At 51.1% G+C, this 19817-nt stretch carries 13 protein-coding genes; all 13 read left to right on the top strand.

Annotated features, from left to right (window positions below; all coding sequences use genetic code 11):
• Positions 1-73 precede the first annotated feature (73 nt).
• The 13 genes from mnmH to NST96_RS25715 all read left to right on the top strand — a co-directional run bounded on the left by mnmH (position 74) and on the right by NST96_RS25715 (position 19816).
• Positions 74-1141, top strand: a complete 1068-nt coding sequence (gene mnmH / locus NST96_RS25775) for a tRNA 2-selenouridine(34) synthase MnmH (protein ID WP_051567358.1) — start codon at positions 74-76, stop codon at positions 1139-1141.
• A gap of 38 nt (positions 1142-1179) precedes the next feature.
• On the top strand, positions 1180-2292 hold the full coding sequence (locus NST96_RS25770; RefSeq protein WP_003388501.1) for an aminopeptidase: 1113 nt from the start codon (positions 1180-1182) through the stop codon (positions 2290-2292).
• A gap of 305 nt (positions 2293-2597) precedes the next feature.
• A complete protein-coding gene (locus NST96_RS25765; protein ID WP_170208343.1) occupies positions 2598-2768 on the top strand; it encodes a hypothetical protein in 171 nt (56 codons plus the stop codon).
• 71 nt (positions 2769-2839) lie between these two features.
• On the top strand, positions 2840-3796 hold the full coding sequence (locus tag NST96_RS25760) for an RluA family pseudouridine synthase (RefSeq protein WP_243014085.1): 957 nt from the start codon (positions 2840-2842) through the stop codon (positions 3794-3796).
• Positions 3797-4035: 239 nt separating this feature from the next.
• Positions 4036-4662, top strand: a complete 627-nt coding sequence (locus NST96_RS25755) for a TetR/AcrR family transcriptional regulator (protein ID WP_003388499.1) — start codon at positions 4036-4038, stop codon at positions 4660-4662.
• A 78-nt stretch (positions 4663-4740) separates the two neighbouring features.
• The gene (locus tag NST96_RS25750; protein WP_251237532.1) at positions 4741-5973 is read left to right on the top strand and encodes an efflux RND transporter periplasmic adaptor subunit; all 1233 of its coding nucleotides are present in this window, start codon (positions 4741-4743) and stop codon (positions 5971-5973) included.
• Positions 5970-9083, top strand: a complete 3114-nt coding sequence (locus NST96_RS25745) for an efflux RND transporter permease subunit (protein WP_342405010.1) — start codon at positions 5970-5972, stop codon at positions 9081-9083. The genes NST96_RS25750 and NST96_RS25745 overlap by 4 nt, the downstream gene beginning before the upstream one ends.
• Before the next feature lie 583 nt (positions 9084-9666).
• Complete coding sequence (locus NST96_RS25740; RefSeq protein WP_003388496.1) at positions 9667-10962, top strand: HD domain-containing protein; 1296 nt, start codon at positions 9667-9669, stop codon at positions 10960-10962.
• The gene (locus NST96_RS25735; RefSeq protein WP_003388495.1) at positions 10955-11479 is read left to right on the top strand and encodes a hypothetical protein; all 525 of its coding nucleotides are present in this window, start codon (positions 10955-10957) and stop codon (positions 11477-11479) included. Before NST96_RS25740 ends, NST96_RS25735 begins: the two co-directional genes overlap by 8 nt.
• 238 nt (positions 11480-11717) lie before the next feature.
• Positions 11718-12116 carry a thioredoxin family protein gene (locus NST96_RS25730; protein ID WP_003388494.1) on the top strand — a complete coding sequence of 133 codons (399 nt, stop codon included), beginning with the start codon at positions 11718-11720 and terminating at the stop codon, positions 12114-12116.
• Positions 12117-12192: 76 nt separating this feature from the next.
• On the top strand, positions 12193-13086 hold the full coding sequence (locus tag NST96_RS25725) for an S-layer homology domain-containing protein (protein WP_003388493.1): 894 nt from the start codon (positions 12193-12195) through the stop codon (positions 13084-13086).
• A 4-nt stretch (positions 13087-13090) separates the two neighbouring features.
• Positions 13091-17104 (top strand): ABC transporter permease, encoded by a 4014-nt coding sequence (locus NST96_RS25720; protein ID WP_342405005.1) that lies wholly within the window; start codon positions 13091-13093, stop codon positions 17102-17104.
• Positions 17105-17173: 69 nt separating this feature from the next.
• The gene (locus NST96_RS25715; protein ID WP_251237536.1) at positions 17174-19816 is read left to right on the top strand and encodes a pre-peptidase C-terminal domain-containing protein; all 2643 of its coding nucleotides are present in this window, start codon (positions 17174-17176) and stop codon (positions 19814-19816) included.
• The last annotated feature ends 1 nt before the right edge of the window (position 19817 follow it).

Here is a 19817-nt window from a genome sequence, read left to right as displayed (position 1 = left end):
CCAGCGAGGAATAATGATAAGATAGAAAAAACAAACAAGCTGATACATTCAGGATACCAGAAGCAAGGGTGACATGACATTGCAAGATATAACCGTAGAAGAGATGCTGCATCGGGGATACGCCAATCTGATCGATGTCCGTTCCCCCGGGGAATTTGCCCGCGACACGATCCCGGGAGCGGTCAATATTCCATTGTTTAGTGATAGTGAACGCGCACAGGTCGGAACTGCCTATAAGCGTGAGGGACAAGCAGCGGCTCAGTGGCTCGGCATGCAAATTGTCTCTCCCAAAATGGAGACGCTGATGGAAGCCATCCGGCAAAGGGGAGAGGAGACGGGGGAACCGCCGGTGATTTTTTGCTGGCGGGGCGGGATGCGCAGCAGGGCGATGGCGACCTTCTCCACGTTTGCCGGTGTCCCGGTCCGCCGACTGATCGGAGGCTATCGTGCGTACCGCAAGCATGTGGTTGGCACCATAGAGCCGTATGAGCTGAATCGGCCGGTCTTCCTTTTGCACGGCATGACAGGAGTCGGGAAAACAGAGCTGCTGCGCCATTTGGAGGCATCCGGCTTGCCTGTCCTCGACCTGGAGCGAATGGCAGGCCATCGCGGATCGGTATTTGGGCACATCGGCAAAGGAAAGCCGGCGAATCAGAAGATGTTTGACGCGCGTTTGTTTGAAACGCTGCGAAGGCTGAAGGATGCGCCGTACTTTGTCATGGAAGCGGAAAGCCGGCGGATCGGCAATGCGCTGCTCCCGCCGTTTTTGCTCCAAGCCAAGGAGCAAGCTGTCCACATTTTGTTGACGGCTCCTCTGGAGGTGCGGGTTCAGCGTCTTTATGATGAATACGTGACTCCCTTTTCCTGGAGACCGGATTTTGCGGAAAAAATAAAAGACGCCTATCTAAAAATCGCCCGCCGCATTCCTACCGCGCAGGCAAAGCTGTTGACGGAGGCTCTGCAAGCCGGTGATTATCGCCAGGCGATCGCGTCGCTGCTGGTCCATTACTACGATCCTAGGTACCAAAACAAGCAAAGGGATTACGTAACAGAAATCCACGAGTGCGTAGATGCCGCCGATCTGGAAGCAGCAGGAAAAAGCATCCAGGCACTAATTGAAAAATATCTGCCAGTTCGGTAAAGTTATTTTTATCAAACTATGGTGCAGGAGGAGATGGGATGCTGGACCCACGCATAGTCAAGCTGGCGGAAAACCTGCTGAATCACTCTGTTCGTTTGCAGGAGAAGGAATGCTTGTTGATAGAAATTCGAGGAGAAGGGCACCCGCTGGCAAAGGAATTGGTTAAACAGGCGTATGCCAAGGGAGCGTATCCGTTTGTCCAGATCATCGATCCGTCTATCGAGCGGGAGCTGATGATGGGGACGGATGAGGAACGAGCGTCGTACATGCTCAAATGGAATGAGCCCAAATTCAAAGACATCCAGGCCTACATTGTGATCAACGGTCCGACGAATGACAGCGAGTCCGCTGATGTTCCCGTAGATCGCCGCCGCGCCCATCATAAAGTGGTGCAGCCGCTCAATGATTACATCGTTTCCAACGTGCGCTGGACACTGCTCAACTACCCGACCCCGTCCATGGCCCAAAGCGCCAATATGTCGACGGAAGCATTTGAGGACTTTTACTTTGACGTCTGTTCGGTGAATTATCAAAAGATGCACGAAGCTTTCCTGCCGCTCAAAGAGCGGATGGAGAGAACAGACAAGGTGAGATTGACCGGACCGGGGACAGATTTGACGTTTTCCATCAAGGGAATTCCAAGCATCATCTGTGCAGGGGAGTTCAATATCCCGGACGGGGAGATATATACGGCGCCTGTGCGTGATTCGGTCAATGGAACGATTTCCTTTAACGCAGCGACATCGTATATGGGCACCCGCTTTGAAAACGTCAAGCTGACCTTTGAAAACGGGAAAATCATAGAGGCAACCGCCAATAACACCAAGCGGCTGGGTGAAATCCTGGACAGTGACGAGGGAGCGCGTTATATCGGCGAGTTTGCCATCGGGGTAAACCCATATATCCTCCACCCGATGAACGATATTCTGTTTGACGAAAAGATCGCTGGCAGCTTTCACTTTACTCCCGGCCGCGCCTATGAAAACGCGGACAACGGCAACCGCAGCCAGGTGCATTGGGATATGGTCAACATTCAGCGCCCTGAGTACGGCGGCGGTGAAATCTGGTTTGATGACGTGCTGATTCGCAAAGACGGATTGTTTGTACTGCCTGAACTGCAAGGATTAAACCCGGAGAATTTGAAAGGGTAAGCGGGCAGGTGCAGAAATGAACGCATGGCCATTTCTCTGATGAATTTCAAAGCCAAATACGGAACCTCCCGGATGCTGCCATCCAAGTGGCTGTTCGGCGAGAAGCTTGGTTAAAACCTCTTGTGAAAGCAAGGGGTTTTCTGTTTTTTGCATATGGGGCATCGATTCTACAGGTTCAAGCAGTGGCCAATGGCTGTCACGACCCGGCAAAGTCTTTTTGTAACTTTATAAACAAAAATGTTTACAAAATAACACCTCTAAAATATACTTAATATACAAATAAGTTTAAAAAAGAGGTGTTTACCATGACCCGCTTGCTTTGGAAACATCGTTTGCATATGTTTTTTGACGGAAACCTCATTGGTCGGGAGTACCACGCAGAAGAAGGATATGTCACGCAATGCCTGGAAATGGGGCAGGCAAAAGCAGCCGTCGACTTTGACCGGTGCATAAGCGATGTTGTACTCCGCTTTTGAACAAAGCGGTCAACTGGCGCTTGCTCATCATCTTCCGATACAATAGGAGGAAATGAGAACGAAAGCAGGAGATGGGCTTGAGCAAAAAAGGCTGGCTGGAATATGAGGTGGCAGAAGCGGACGCAGGGCTTACTGTCGAGAGCATCGTCCGGGAAAAACTCCATGTCTCGGGGAGAATGCTGCAACGGCTAACGAGGAGCAAGGGAGTGCTCCTGAACCGGAAGCCCCCTTTTCTAAAAAGGGTGGTAAAAGCAGGGGACAAGGTAGCGGTCAGGGTTCAAGATCAGCCCGGGCAGGATGCTTCACCGCAGCAAGCAGCCCAGCGAAAGCAGGGGAAGAGGGTTGAAGCGGCTTTACCTGTAGAGATTTTGTACGAGGATGAGCATCTGCTGGTCGCAAACAAGCCGGCAGGCATGATGGTCCATCCCGTCAAGCAAGATCAACAAGGCACACTGGTTCATGCCCTTGCCGAGTATTTGCGGGAAAAGGGCGAGCCGGACCGCGTCCATCCGGTACATAGGCTTGACAAGGAGACCTCGGGAGCTATTTTGGTGGGAAAGACCAGCTACGGGCATCAGCTCGCTGATCGATTGCTGCGCGACGGGAGCTTGCATCGGGAATACCTCGCTGTCGTCTGCGGGCGTCTGGAGGAGGCGAACGGTACAATTAGCGCTCCTATCGGGCGAGACCCCCGCCATCCTACCCGCCGCAAGGTAACGGAACGGGGGGAGGAGGCTGTCACCCATTACGAGCTGGAGGCCTCTTCTGCGGATACCAGTCTTGTCCGGGTATGGCTGGAGACCGGGCGAACGCATCAAATCCGCGTTCATTTTCGCCACATCGGGCATCCGCTTGCAGGAGACGGCATGTATGGCGGCAGAAGGGACTTGCTCAGGCGTCAGGCCCTCCATGCCAGCAAGCTTTCCTTTCCGCATCCGATTACCGGGCAGGAGATCGCTTGCGAGGCGCCGCTACCAGATGACATGAACGAATTGATAAAAAGGGAGTACAATCTGGCAAATCGTTAGTTTTTGGAGCTGTTGACCCATACGGTCAGCAGCTTTTTTCATTGATGTTGACAGGAAATGAAAGAGACCCTGCATTTATACGTTTCACGTATGGCTTACAGCTCCGCTAAAAAAGCCCGGGTCCAAAAACCCATTTGGAACGCATGCAAGTATTTACATGCATGCAAAGCTCCGTTATAATGGGTTTGCTAATTATTGCCATGTGAAAGCAAGTGCTTGCATGATACGGAGGTAACAAAATGGATAAGCCGGATCACGAAAAAATCCAGAGCGGGAAAGGAGATGAACAGGAAACGAGGGAACGGATTTTGGCTGCTGCCCGCCAGCTCATGTCCCAGAAAGGCTACAAGGGCGCAACCACTCGCAAAATCTCCGAGCTGGCCGGCGTGAATGAAGTGACGATTTTCCGCCATTTCAAAAACAAGGAGCGGATTCTCATCGAGCTTTTGGAGGAGATGACCGAGATTCGCCCTGCGCTGGAAAAAGCGATTCACGCCTGCGGCCACGACGTCAAAGCGATGCTCATGCACTACGGCGAAGCCTACTACAACGCGCTTGTGGAGCGAAAGGAAGTTCTCATCATCTGTCTGATCGAATCGCAGAATCACCCAGAGGTTTTCAACCTGCTCAGCCGCATGCCGCAGATCGCCGATGAGATGCTGAGCGAAAAGCTGCAGGAGATGCATGAGGCGGGACTTCTTCCCAAAGGAGACTTTGCGACCGCAGCCCACATGTTTGTCTCGGCATTCTTCCACTCTTTTTTGGCAAGGCATTGGGTGAAGGTAGACTGCGACAGCTTGATCGATATACCGACAATGACGGAAAGCAGTGCAGACATTCTGCTGCGCGGCATCGGCAGCCGATGAAATTTTGCCAGTTTTCAGTTGTATATGATGAAAGCACGTAGATGAGCGGACATATAGGGGAATGGAGTGGAGGGTCACATGAGAAAACAATGGCTGTCTTTTCTCGCAATCGCCGGGCTATTGGCGACGACGGCCTGCAGCAGTCAGGAGCCTGCAGCGGAAGCTGTGTCCGAAGTCAAGCAAGTAGAGCTTGCCGTGGTCAAACAGGAGCAGGCGGTGAAGGTAACCGAGCTTTCCGGCACATTGCAGCCGCTGGAGGAAGCGCTCGTCTCGTTCGAGGTGGCGGGACGGATCACCGAGCTTGCCAAAAACGAAGGTGACACTGTCAAAAGGGGTGACATCCTGGCTCGTCTGGACGGCAGCGATTATTCGCTTCAGGTCGCTTCCGCCAGTGCCACCGTTCAGCAAACGGGAGCCACGCTGGAAAAGGTAACGAAGGGAGCGCGCGAGCAGGAGATCGAGCAGGCGCGACTCGTTGTGGAAAAGGCGACGATCGCCCATCAACAGGCGGAGGACGACTTCAAACGGATTGAGGCGCTGTACCGGGAAAAGGCCATCTCCCAGAGCGAGTACGAGACTGCGCAAAATCGCGTAAATGTTGCCCTGACGGATTTGCAAAACGCCCAGCAAGCCTTGTCGCTGGTTACGCAGGGCGCTCGCGCCGAGGACAAGACGCTGAGCCAGGCGAGCTACCATCAGGCCGTGATCGGCAAAGAACTGGCTGCCAGCACGCTGGCCAAAACCCAGCTGCGCGCTCCGATCGACGGCACGATTATCGCCAAGCTCGGATCGGCGGGCTCCTTGGTCGGTGTCGGAAGCCCCGTCTACCGGATCGGACAGATCGATACGTTGAAGGTCGTGCTGCCGGTTCCAGACCGGGAGATTTTTGCCTGGACGGAAGGTGAGACCATTACGCTTGAGCTTTACGGGCAAAAGCGGGAGGGCAAGGTGGTGAAAATTCACCCGGCCGCGAACCAAAGCACGGGGACCATCGGTGTCGAGGTACAAGTGAAAAACGAGAAGCACGACTGGTTCGCCGGTCAGGTCGTGAAGGCGACCAAAACGGTGCAAGGAAAAGCAGGCCTGTACGTGCCGGTCGAAGCGGTGATCAGCCGCGGGCAGGGCGAGGCTCACGTCTTTGTCGAAAACGCTGGGAGGGCGGTGAAAACCCCGGTGACGATCGGCGAGATCAACAGCAACAGACTGGAGATCACAAGCGGGTTGAAGGAAGGGGATCGACTCGTCGTCAAAGGAGTAGACCAGTTGTTTGACGGCGACCCGATCGAGGCGGCAGGAGGACAACCACAGTGATTGAATACATCGTCCGCAAACGAAAAATCACGCTTTTGTTCTTTACGATGGTCGTCCTGATCGGTTCTCTCAGCTTTTTTCAACTGCCCAAGCAGGAGCAGCCCGACATCATTGTCAATCTTGCCACCGTCACCACGATCTATCCGGGTGCTTCGCCGGAGAAAGTGGAGCAGACGGTCACCAAGAAGCTGGAGGAAAAAATCAACGAGCTTCAAGGCCTGAAATACGTCTCGTCTGTCTCCGGTCTGGGCGTGTCGAGCATTATCGTGGAAACAGACGGTGATGTCGATCCCAAGCAAAAGTGGGACGAATTACGGAAAAAGGTAAAGGATGCCGAGGCTGATTTGCCGGAGGATGCCAAACAGCCGATCATCAATGACGACTTGAACCGCACCTTCGTCCAGACGCTCGCGATCACCGCTGACACCCGCGAAGAGCTGTACAGCCTCAGGTCCACCCTGAAGTCGTGGAAAGAACAGCTCCGCACGATTCCCAATGTGGCAGACGTGACCATCAAAGGCTTGCCGGACGAGGAGATCCAGATTCAGGTGGATACGCAAAGGCTGAGCCAGTACGGGCTGACCTGGGGCCAGGTGCTGATGGCGGTCAAAAAGGAAAACGAACGGATTCCGCTTGGAGACTTGACGGCCGATAGCCGCACGTACCAGCTCAAGCTGGCGGAAAGCCAGGATGTGGAGGCTTTAAACGACGTCATCGTCTCGCGGACGCAGCAGGGCTTCCCGATCTATCTGAAGGATGTCGGTAGCGCCATGCTCACCACAGAGCAGATCGAGTCGTATTCCTACTTCAATGGCAAGCCGTCTGTATCGATCAGCATCAACGCCGAGACAGGCAGCGACGTACCGTCCCTGCAAAAGCGCGTCGACGAGATGGTGAAAACGCTGGAGAAGTCGCTTCCCGCATGGGCGCAGAAGCATTCCATTTACTCGCAAAAGGAACGCGTCGATGAGCTGTTCGGGGATCTTTCACGCGAGATGCTGATCGCCGTTTTGGCTGTACTGTTGGTATGTACACTGGGATTGAACCTGATCACTTCTTTTGTGGTAGCGCTGGCGATCCCGATCTCGCTTGCATCGGGGTTGTTGTTCCTGCCTTCCATGGGCATCACGCTGAATATGATTTCGATTGTCTCGCTGATCATCGTGCTGGGGATTCTCGTGGATGATGCCGTGGTCGTCAATGACAACATCGAGCGGAGGCTGTCCACGCTGGGCGAAAAACCGCTCCCGGCAGCAGTCAAAGGCGCAAAAGAGGTGTCCATCTCCATCGTCACGGCAACGCTTGCGACAATCGCTTCCTTCGGTCCGCTGATGTTCATGAGCGGAAACGTCGGACAGTTTATCCGGCCCGTGCCTGTGATTATTTCCTTGACGATGCTCGCTTCGATGCTCATGTCGCTGACGATTATCCCGATATTCCGGCAGTGGTACGAACATCGCCGCAGAGGCGGAGTCGAAGGGTACCGGAAGCCGCCGGGGCTGCTCGGCAAGCAAATTTTCCAATTGACGAACTGGTACGCGGGCAAGCTGATGCCGCGGATTTTAAAACGGCCCGTGCTCGCGGGCATGGTCGGCGTTTTGATCGGCACCAGCGCCTACGGATTGATCCCGCTGACACCGATCCAGCTTTTCCCCAACGACGAGCGGCCGCAATTTCTCGTCAACGTCCGTCTGCCGGTCGGGACCAGTGTGGAGGAGACGGACCGGGTCGTACGGGGAGTGTCGGACTGGATCCAAAAGCAGCCGGGGATCGAGTCGGTCGCCGCTTACGCGGGCGGCAGCGCCCCCAAAATGTTCAGCGGCGATACCGAAATCGGCGAGGGCATCACGCTTGGGCAACTGGTCGTCCGCTTTGACAAGTCAAAGGCAAAGATTGAGGATATGCTGGAGCCTTGGCGCGAGGAGTTTAAAAAGCTCTATCCGGAAGCGAGCATTTTGCCGAAGCAGCTGGAAGCAGGTCCCCCGGTCGGCAAGCCTGTTGTGATCCGGGTATATGGGGAAGACATTCCTACGCTACGTTCGTTAGCAGGGGATATCAAGGACCGGATCGCCAAGCTGGAAGGCACGTACGACATTCAGGACGATTTCGGAATCGAGCGGTACACCCTGGAGTTTGTGGTGAACCGGGAGCTGATGAAGGAAAAGCTGGTCAATTACAACGAACTGTCGCAGACGCTCCGCCTCGCCAGCGAAGGCATCACCGTCAGCCAGTTCGATACGGGGACGGATTTGCTTGACATCAAGCTGTTTATGCAAAAGGGAGCGGCCGATCCGACCGTCCTATTCCAGCGACTGACCGTAACCAATGCGGCAGGCGAGCAAATTCCGCTGTCCCAGCTAGCAGAGGTCAAGCCCACTTTCAGCACGCAAAAAATCCCGCACCGGAATCTCTCGCGTGCCGTGACGATTACGAGCGACCTGCGAGGCCGTACGGCGACAGAGGTCATGGCTGAAATCAAGCCGCTGCTCGAATCCATTTCATTCCCTGAGGGGTATCGCTGGGAAATCGGCGGCGAGACTTCGGAGCAGACGGATATCTTTATCGACATGGGGAAACTGTCGGTCATCGTCCTTTTCCTCATCCTGATTTTGATTGCGATGCAGTTTTATTCGCTCAGCATTCCCGTGCTGGTTCTCAGTACGGTGTACCTGGCCTTTGCCGGAAGCTTGATCGGGCTGTTCGTCACGCAGACGCCGCTCGGCTTCATGACGATGATGGGGGCGATCTCGCTATCGGGGATCGTGGTGCGAAACGGCATTGTGCTGATCGAGTTTATCGAAGAAGCGCGGCATGCAGGCGCGGAACTGAAGCAGGCCGTGATCCAGGCCGGAGAGGCGCGTCTGCGTCCGATTTTGCTGACCTCGCTTACGGCTGTGGCGGGCCTGACGCCGCTCGCGCTGTTTGGGGACGTACTGTTCCGTCCGCTGGCGGTCACCATCATCTTCGGATTGATCTTTTCCACGCTGCTGACGCTGATCGTCGTTCCGTCTTTCTACACAGTGCTGGCGGAACGGAAGGCCAAGCGGAAAGCCAGACTGGCAGCCAAGCGGCCTGATCTGTACGGGCCGGAGGCGGAGCTGGAAGGGTAACGAAGTGTCGATACGTAAAAGCATCGAATACAAACAGGCACCGAATACACTAGTACCGTAAACAAACAAGTACCGAATACAGCAAAGATGCTTTTATCACTTTGCGGCGGGCTTCTGCTCCTAAGGGACAGAAGTCCGTTTCTCTTTCAAACGCGAGCCTCCCCGAATGAAGGCACACAAGTACATAGCTCGCTGGATGTCGAAGGGAAAATAGCAATGGCAAAGCCTGTTATTTTCATCCCAAGGCATATGATATAATCCCGATAGAGGATGTTCAAAAAGTCCGGGAAAAGCAAGCTGCGAATTTATGATGTGGTCCGACTACTGTCATGTAATGCCGCGACGTATGCGGGAGAGGCGCACGTCCGAAAAAGCTGTTGTCCACCCATCCGCGTATACATAGCATCTGCATATACAGCTTCACCTGCGCTCCGCACATACAGGCTCAGCATACACAGCCGCACCTGTGCTCCGCTGCTGGGGTCTGCCGTGCCTTGAACTGAAACGGCCTGGTTTTCCCGGACTTTTTGAACTGGCCCACTTAACCAGGAATTTTTTCGAGCCGGAAGGGAGAGTGACCAGATTGAAACAGCCCCAGCTTTTAGACGAAGAAAAAGTGTTTAAAGACCCGGTGCACAGCTATGTACATGTACGGGACAAGCTGATCTGGGATTTGATCAATTCGGCGGAATTCCAGCGTCTGCGTCGCATCCGGCAGCTTGGTACGAGCTTTTTTACCTTTCATGGCGGTGAGCACAGCCGCTTCAATCATTCGCTTGGCGTCTATGAGATCATGCGCCGCATCCTGGAGACGTTCGAGGGGAGAATTCATCTTTCCTATGAAGAAAAGCTGCTTTGTCTCTGTGCTGCTCTGCTTCACGACGTGGGGCACGGGCCGTTTTCCCATTCGTTTGAAAAAGTATTCCGCTATCATCATGAGGATTGGACAAGGGCGATCCTGCAGGGTGATACCCAGATCAACCGGATACTGAAGCGCATGGGTGAAGATTTTCCGAAACGGGTGGCTGAGGTTATCGCCAAGACTTACGACAACAAGCTGATCGTCAGTCTGATTTCCAGCCAGATCGACGCTGACCGGATGGATTATTTGCTGCGCGACGCGTATTACACGGGCGTGAATTACGGCAATTTCGAGATCGAGCGGATTCTTCGCGTCATGCGTCCGGGCGAAGACGGAATTGTCTTTAAGTACAGCGGCATGCACGCCGTCGAAGACTACATCATGTCCCGCTATCAGATGTACTGGCAGGTTTATTTTCATCCGGTGACGCGCAGTGCGGAAGTGGTTCTGCGCAAAATTTTTCAGCGTGCGAAAGAGCTGTTTCTGCAAGGCTTTCCCTTCCGTCAGGAGCCGACTCTCCTGCTGCCGTTTCTAAATGAACAAGTAGAGCTTGCCGATTATTTGTCCCTCGATGAGTCGGTCATTCTCTTTTACATGCAGCTCTGGCGCAATGAAAATGATGCCGTTCTGAAAGATTTATGCGCCCGTTTTCTCGACAGGAATCTCTTTAAATACGTCGAATATAACCCAAGAGATTTCCGCTTGCTGGCAGACTTGAAAGAGCTGTTCCAGTCTGCGGATATTGATCCGGCCTATTATTTGGAAGTGGACACGACCTCCGATCTTCCGTATGATTTTTACCGTGCTGGCGAAGATGAAGAGCGGATTCCGATCATGCTGGTAATGCCTTCAGGCGAGCTGACCGAGCTGTCGGAGAAGTCGGAGATCGTGCAGGCGATCAGCGGCAAACGCCGGTTTGACTACAAGCTGTATTTTCCTATGGACAAGGTTATGGCATTGCCGGAGGAGCTCTCCGGAAAGATACGAGATCGTCTGGGAGTGATGGAGGATGCTTAGGCGTCACGCCAAAATCATACGTTTAATCGAGACCGTGGGCGAAGTGAGCGGTCGCAAAAAGCTGCAAAAGATGGTGTACATAGCGAAACATCTGGATATGGACTTCGATGAGCGGTTCGAGTTTCATATGTACGGTCCTTACTCGGAGGAGCTGACCTTGCGCGTGGACGAGCTGTGCAACATGGGACTTCTGGACGAGCAGGTGGAGACCAAAGGGGCCATTCACATGTACCGGTATACGCTGAATGACACCGGGCGTGATTTTTTGCGTTTTCACGAAGTCGATTTCGGACTGGGCGAGCAAGCAATCCGGCGGATGAACGAGGAGAACTCCCGTTTTCTTGAGCTGGTCTCGACCATCCTTTACTTCAATCATCTTCCCTATGAAGAAATGAAAGCGAAGATTTTTACCTTTAAGAGCAAACAGCGCTATACCGAAGAGGAGATTCAAAAGGGGTTGGCTTTTATCGAAGAGCTCCGCGAGCTGACGAAAGCTGGTCATACCCCGTTGATATAGTTTTTTTGTGTTGGAAAAAATGCAATCATCTTTCTTGTTTCCATGATGAATACGTTTTGCGCAGCGGGGTTTTTAGCGCCTGCTGCGGTACCTTTCGCCAACCAGCCGGTCAGATGACCGGCTTTTTTTTTGTCCCAGGAGAAAACGGCATAATGGACTCACCGTTCTTTGACAAACGCATATCGCCATTACAGTGTTAGCAACACACACTATAAAGCTTGTTCGGGAGGGAACCCTCATGAAGACAGGATACAAGCAGCGAGGAAAGAACTGGCGCTGGATTTGGGGGATAACCTTTGTGCTCGGGTGCATGTTCGCCGCAGCTCTCATGTCTGTCACGATGGGAGCGGAGCAAGGGAGGGTCGTGTACGTGTACAGCGACAGTTGCGGATATTGCACCACATTCGCCCCTAAATTCGATGAAGCTGTGCAGGATATTTCTTCTGGCTGGCGGGTAGAAAGGCTCGACATCCATAATCCAAAAGAGCTGGATGAGGCGGAAAAGCTGGGTGCGGAGGTTACGCCTACGGTGTTTATTGTGAAGGATGGGAAGGTAGTGGATAAGCTGGAGGGGGATGTTTCCGGGGAAGTGCTTGACCGGTTTATTCAGAAGCAGATGGACGCATATTCTTCTTGATTGCTTATACAGGTAACTTATACCATAATTGGAAGGTAGAAAGGTGTGGGAAGATGGCGAAAAAGGAGGATGTGTCTTGAAGCGATTCTATAAACTTTTTTCAAGCGTAATTGTTTTGGTCCTGACAATTGGTGCAGGATTATCCGCTCTTGTGCCGGTAACCAATGCAGCCCAAGTACCGGCCAAGTTAAGTGATTATCAGAATCATCCACATCGCGATGCGATTGATTATGTTGTGAAAAATAAATTGATGTGGCTTTTTCCGGATGGGAGTTTTCAGCCTGACAAACCAATTACTCAGGCGGATTTGGTTGCAGGTCTGGTAAATGTTAAAGGGTTGACTTCGGGTGAGCCTGTACAAGAATTACCTGAAAATCATTGGGCGAAAGTTTACTATGAACGTGCAAAGCGTGATGGAATTCTTGATGGTGTTGAGATCAATCCAAATAAAGTTATGAATCGAGAGGAAGCTAGCAGATTGATGGTTAATGCCTGGAAGAGTTTGTTTCCTAGGTATCCGTGGAAGCAGCAGTACAACATTATTTATTCTGTAGGCTCCAATTGGATCGCTGGGAAGCCTGGAAAATTTCCCAACGGTGTTTCAACAACTCTTTATGATTCTTTTGGAACTGTAAGCCGTGGTGAGCAGGCATTCGCACTCCAATCCTTACATAGGGAATACCAAGGTATACAGGAAGCAGAAAAAATAGCTACACAATTTCATAATTCGTTAAAAATATCCGGTGAAACTATTCGTGGCGCTTTACCAACAGTCAAAGGTTATGATACTCGTCTTTACGTACGGTTTAAGAATGGGAAGACCGATACTATAGACTCCGGGAAATTTTCATTTAGCACTAGTCAAGTGGAATACGTTAGGTTCTTGGTTAAGTTTAAAGGAGAGGCAGAATCTTTAGCAAATTATCTTTATGGAAAGTTACCTACTCTTGAGCGTGAAAATAGTAGGTGATTAAATGAGAAAAAATGTTGATAGGACAATTGCAATTCTTACAGTCTTTGCATGTGCTTTAAACATTTTTCCTTTCACACCTGTAGTAGATGCAACCACTTTTAATCCAAATGTTTATGATAGAATACCTGGATGGATCGATAAGCATTATGCTATAAAAGGGTCCGAGGAAAGCTACATTGATGGTTTCGGGTTTCGTGAAAAGATGTCTCTTACTATAGCTGACGTACAATTTTCAGGAGCTACAAGCGGAAACGGTAAAGTAGCCAACTATTCAAAAGCATCAACAAAAGCGGACAATGGCTATCCAATTGTCGATTTAGACGAAGCGCGAGACTGGGCGAGACTCTTTAACGGCAATCCCTCCTTCATGACTAGCAACAATGGACTTTATGGTGGAAGTATTACTGAAGGGGGAGGACGAGAGTATACTGGATACCTCCTTTCTAAAGTAGCAGAAATGTCCGGTGGAAGGGGAAATCCTTATAGTTACCGTGCAGCCCAGAGCCATGAGAAAGGAGTCTACGTCGGGGTAACCAGCTTCACCACAACCCAGCGCCCCGATGGAAGTATCAAAACCGACAAGACAAAATATGAAGTCGGACAAACTGTTACGATAACTGCCCAAGGAAAAGACTACAGTATCTACAATCGCGGATTAAAAGTCTTAAACTATTACATCTACAATCTAGATACAGGGCAGACCGAAAAGGCATTCTCTGAGGCGATTACAGAGTATCCGATTAGTGGGGAAGGAAACGGCAGCGGCCAATCTGTAAACTTTCCACAGAAAACATGGGTACCCACTAAAGCTGGAAACTATGAAGCACGAATCCTATTCACAGATACCCATGCAAGAAATACAAAAAATGCTCCCGCGGTAGACGGACAAGGTGTTGCTTATGCAGCACCTTTTGTTGTTGGCGAGGTACCACCGCCTCCCGGTGAGGACAATGGCGGGGGCAAAGACCCCGATCCACCACCAACCGGTTGCAAAAAAACGACCATGGAAATACGAATCGAAGGAGAGAAAAACGATACGGAACGGCAGGGTGTACCGAGCGGAGGAGATACGGAACGCATTGAAAGAGATGCAAGGGTCGTCTTCACCGCATCAAAGCCCGGCACCTTTTCCTACAACGGCACCCCGATGCAAATAGGCTCCGGGAACAACAGGAAGGTGGGGATCATGTACGTTCCCTCATCAGGCTCCTTTACAGTGAAATACGTAAGCGACGACGGTACGCTATGCTGGGACAAGCAGTTTTATGCTGGTTCTCCAAACGACAAGTACGATAGCTGTCCCATCGTCAAAGTGAATGGAGACGCCATTCCAAGGGGTGGAGTCATTGAAGTTATGCCCGGAGAAAGTCTGAAATTTGTAGCTTCATACAAAGATAGCGGCGGTGAAGCGCAACCGTTTCATACTACGTGGAATGTTACGATGCCTGATGGCCGAGAAAGGGTAATCCCGTTGGATGAGGGAGACAATGGCCGCGTGCGTCCGTATGTCTCCGATCATGTTTCCTTGCCTTACCGAGGTCCGGATAGAAGCTATGACATTCCCCTGGAACGCGGGAAAACGTACAAGCTGTCCTTGGAACTAAAGCGAACAGACTTTGAAAAGCGCCCAGAATGTGAGTGGACGATTACAATCAAAGTAAAGGATACAAGTTGTACGATCGACGAACAAAAACGCATAGGATTTAAAGCTTATGGTGAGCCTCCGAGCTATTATCCACCGGCAGGAGAGAATCTCTACAATGGTTTGAAGTATCTCTATTTCTCCAATCTGACCGCTACAGGGGACGGGTACGATACCCATACGGATATTTCTGCCGATGTCGCTGGTTCTTGGTTTATAAAAGAGGGGGACAGGAACAAACCGCTGTCTGGCAAGCTTGCAGCAAATGAAAGGTTCCGGTTGATCTTACCGAAAACGATTGACGCCGGGGATGATGTAACACTAGTCTTCATAAGTGACAGAGATTGTGTCGTAGAAATGACCTTCCCGATTCTGTCTGATAGAAGATGCTACATTCTTACAGCAAAGATAGCGGGCGGCAAATACGGCGATGATGACGTTGTTTGGAGCAAGCCGGTTAAACGCGGCGAGACGCTGGAAATGAGTCCGGAGCAATGGACCGATCCCTGGCATTCCTTTACACTCTTTGCTGATGAAAAGATAGACTTTGTTACCTATTATTTCGATCCAGACAAACGTTCCTGGGAGCGAAAACGCGATGGGAAATGGCTTTCCGATTCAACGAATGCAAGATACCAGCAAAAAATCATCTTTCCGATGGACCCGGCCACAGATGGTTATTTTCCTCTTTCCGGATTGTACAAGGTTGAATTTTATGCAGAGGATCGCACAGCAGCGGATTGTGATGGCTTTTTCTTTGTACAGATCGGGGAAGGGCCGCCAAAACCCGAGGGAGAAAACCTGCTCATCGTAAAAAGCAGCTTCAAGATAACCCCTGCTGATCCGCAAGCAGCCGGATCAGATGCGACGATAACCTTTGATGTGAAGAATGACGGCAAGCAGGAACACGATACCAAGCTGGCCGTCCGCTGGGAAAGCTCAGACAAAGCAACAATGCTGGAAGTGGCCAAGTTTAAACCCGGAGAGGTGCGGAAGATTACCGTTCCAACCAAATATCCGCAAAAATCGGAGGATTTTATCGCCCATATCAACCCGGATAAAGACAAACCTGATAACGAGACCATTTGGCCGGATAACCGCGCAGTTTGGCCCGTAAAGGTAACAGGTGATGAAGGCGGGGGCAACGGGCCGAAAGAACCGGAGATACCGAATCCGCCGGTTGGAGGAGGAGACTTCGATGGCGGTGAAATTGGACTCGACATCTATGACAGTGATGGCCGCCAACTGCAGAGACTGCAGGTCAATGTGGATGGGGTCTGGGAGAGAGAGCCGGCGAAGATTCGCGTCGTCATTGACCAAACCAGGATTAATCAAGGCTTTGATCAAGTAAAACGGGAAATCAATCAGAATATCGAGACATACAAGTCGCAGCTGCTGCAATCAGCCAGCGGGGAAGGAATCAAGAATGCAAGTGTAACAGTCAGCCCTGGGTACATTGCTGATGCAAAGAGCCTGGCGGTGTATAGCCCGGCGCAGCTCGATCTGAAAGTATCGGGTCCAGGGACGCCTCAGGAATGGAAGGTGAGCAGCTCCTCAATGGGCGGCGATTACTTGTACACCGGTACGACTGTGCCGACAGAAACGACTTGGAGACAGGTTCTGAACCCGATGAAATACAAAGCCGAAATCAACGGATTTGTCATCACGATGGACTACAATGTGCAATTTGCCCTCTCGTACGACCGTTGTGCCAAAAGCGCAGGGGAGGACGGAGAAGAAGGAGAGGAGACCTGCCAGTCCAATACCGTGCATCAAAGCATGTCGGGGCGCTACACCATAACGGTAAAAGGCAGTGAGCGTCAATTTGGGGTATTTGAGCCAAATGCCAAAGGGGTACTCCGCCATACAAGCGAGTGGCAGGAGTACACCGCGCGGGACCGCTATCCGGCGAATAAGCCGGATGACTTTTACGCTGGCGAACGAATTTTGACCCATGTCGTGCTGGAACCTCGCCATCGCCACCCAGTCAGCGCACTCTATCCCGACATTGCAGCGGCGCAATCCTGGATCTCCGAAACGGGGCTCCGGAACACGACGCTCCAATCGACCCTTTCGCTGAAAAAGACAACACCGATTTGGTGGCAGGGGCCGTCTTATGCCGTTCCCAAATTGGGAGTGCGGGAAATGGGGGTCGATACTCCCTTGATGGGAGACAAGCAAAAAGGGTTTAAAAAGGATTCCACTTACGCTGTTCATTTCTCTGTGCAGTTCCGCTTTGGTGTCGTAAAGGGATTCGCGTTTCCGAACAAACAGAATGGCCAAGGTCATGAACTGACCGATTATCGTGTGCCATTTGCCGTGACAGCAAATGCTTGGGAGCGTCAGGGAATCCGCAATCACACAACTCGATAGGCAAATATATTTGCACCCCCTATCTGTCTTTTCCTACGGTGGAAGAAGAACAAGCTAGGGGGGTTTTATGTGAATAAGCGAATCAGGATCGCGAGCATGTTGGTCATGGTTGCAGTTTTGCTTTCCAGTATTGTTCCAGCCGGTATAGCCAAAGAAAGGATGGGTCAACCCGTTGGCTGGAATGAAGACACTGGGACTGTCGCAGAAGCCGAGGCGGACCATCCGCCGCAGGAGACAGCAGGGGATGGCGTTGAATCGGAGCCGGATCAGGATGGCTCTGAGGTGCCCCAAATACCTGATGTACCGGGAGATACGGATGTAAGCAATGAGACAGATGTAAGAGACGAGACAGATGTAGATGAGACCGCTGATATGCCTGAAGCGCCGCCGAACCTAGACGGGGAAAATGCGGACGGAGAGGAGCTGCTGGAACAGGCAGAGTTGGAGGAGGCGGATGAAGATTTCCAACGCCGATTTGCAGGAAAGAAAAAACCGAGTGAATCCGCGTTGCGCAGGGTGCCAGCTACCTTTGAGGTGGAACGGAACGATACGTTTGCCAAAGCGGACTGGATGTTTGCGGGGAAAAATGCCCACGGGAGAATTTCGACTGGCGACGATATTGATACGTGGAAGATCAAGCCTGCCAAAGACGGGACGCTAACATTTTCATTGACTCAGGTGCCATCCAATGCGAACTATCACTTGTTTGTATTCGATGATGAGAAAAGGGAAATTGGGAGATCCACCAAACCAGGGCAGGCCGATCAAAAGGTCGAGGAGATTGCAGTTGAGAAAAACCGATTGTACTATGTTCAAATAATGGGGAATAATGGAACGTTTGACCGTTCGAGCTATTACTTGTTGCGGGGCGATTTTTACACTGGCGAGGAAGGCAAGCCGGACGAGTATGAGCCGAATAACACGATAAAAGACGCACATCCCCTTGATAATGGCGAAATCATTGCAAATCTCCATGACCGAAGTGATGTTGACTATTACAAGCTTACTTTAGACCTGGCTTCAACAATTGAAGCGAAGCTTTGGGATATTCCCGAGGGCATGGATTTGGACCTGTACCTGTTCGACAGCAACAACAAGCAGATCGCGTTTTCGGACAGGCCGAAGAATAAGGACGAGGAGATTTTGTTTAACGCAGACCCCGGCACATACTACCTGAAAGTTGCTGCCAGCCGCACCTCCGGCTTCAAGAATCACTCCTACCATTTGAAGGTGACCAGCAATACGATCCCCGTCATTTTGATTCCGGGGATTGGCGGATCAAGGCTGGAAGCAAAGGAAAAAAGGCTGACCTTAGAAGCATGGCTTTCACTGGATAACATCGTTTTTGGAATTCGCGATCCACGCCATCGCATGTATCTTCCCTTGAAGCCAGTGGCGAAAAACAGTGTCGAGGTAGAGTCCCTCAACAAAGGATTTACCGTTTACCCGGAGAAAGAAGACGGGGGATTTCGTGCGATTGAATATTTGTCTTACTTTCCAGTTGATAAAGTGAAGGAAGAGACGGAGCAGTACGCCAGCATGGTTAAACGTCTGGAATCAGAAGGATACAGAAAAAACATTACCATGTTTGCGATGCCCTATGATTGGCGTTACAGCAACAAGGACAATGCCAAATATCTGAAGGAAAAAATCGATGAGGCCCTAAAGGCGTCAGGCGCAAGCCAGGTTCAATTGGTTGCCCATAGCATGGGTGGTCTGTTGGCAAGAGAAACCTTGCTATCAAACGCTTCCTATCAGCCGAAGGTAAAACGAATCATTTATATGGGCACCCCCTTTTTAGGCTCACCTCGAGCTTATCAGGCCATCCAATTCGGGTATAACTTCGGAGTGCCTTTTTTACACGAAGAAACAGGGAGGGTGATTGCAGAATATGCCCCCGCTGTCTACGAGCTGCTGCCATCACCGACTTACTTTGACAAGGCGATCGTTTTAAAAAGAGACCCGATTTACAGCTTTACCTATGAAGACATGGTGACTGACAGCCGTGTCAAGATTGCTTATACCCCATTGGTTCGTCAGGCCGAGGCACTACACAATAAATGGGACAAGAGGACATTGAGGGTCCAGCAATACTCCATTATTGGAACCGGACAAAAAACTTTGCTTGGCTACGAATACAATACAAGCAGAAATATTCTAAAGCCCTTTTATGATAGTGGAGAAGGAGATGGAACAGTGCCCTATATAAGCGCCGAATACGGTCAAAGCGATATTGCTAAAAAGTTTTACGCAGTGGCAGCCCATGCAGCTTTGCCCAAGGACCCGCTGGTAATTGAACAAGTTGTCCAGTTGTTGAAAGGCGTAGAAAAAATACAGGCAGGCCTTAGAAAGAAACCGCAGAAGCCGGATTATCTGTACTATATTATCTCGCGGGAGGATGGCGAGTTTCCTGAGATTACATTTACAAAGTCGGGACAAACAATGACGATCTTAGCAGATAAAAAGGAACACTGGGAGAATCTTCAGGTAGAGTATCACGGAAATATCGTTGTCATCCATGTGTTGGATTTGGAACCGTTGGTGTTCGAAGACCGTTTGCAATTGCGCAATGGCATGGAAGTCTCTCCCTTTTTAATAGACACATACTCATCAAAGGGGAATGAAAATTCTGACGATGAAGAAGTGAATGAGGAAGCGGAATACGAAGAAGATGATAAAAATGAGGAAGACGCTTTAAAGCGTGAAACATAAA

Source organism: Brevibacillus sp. FSL K6-2834, assembly GCF_038592925.1.
Taxonomy (GTDB): domain Bacteria; phylum Bacillota; class Bacilli; order Brevibacillales; family Brevibacillaceae; genus Brevibacillus; species Brevibacillus borstelensis.
This window is presented reverse-complemented; position numbering and strand designations above follow the sequence as displayed.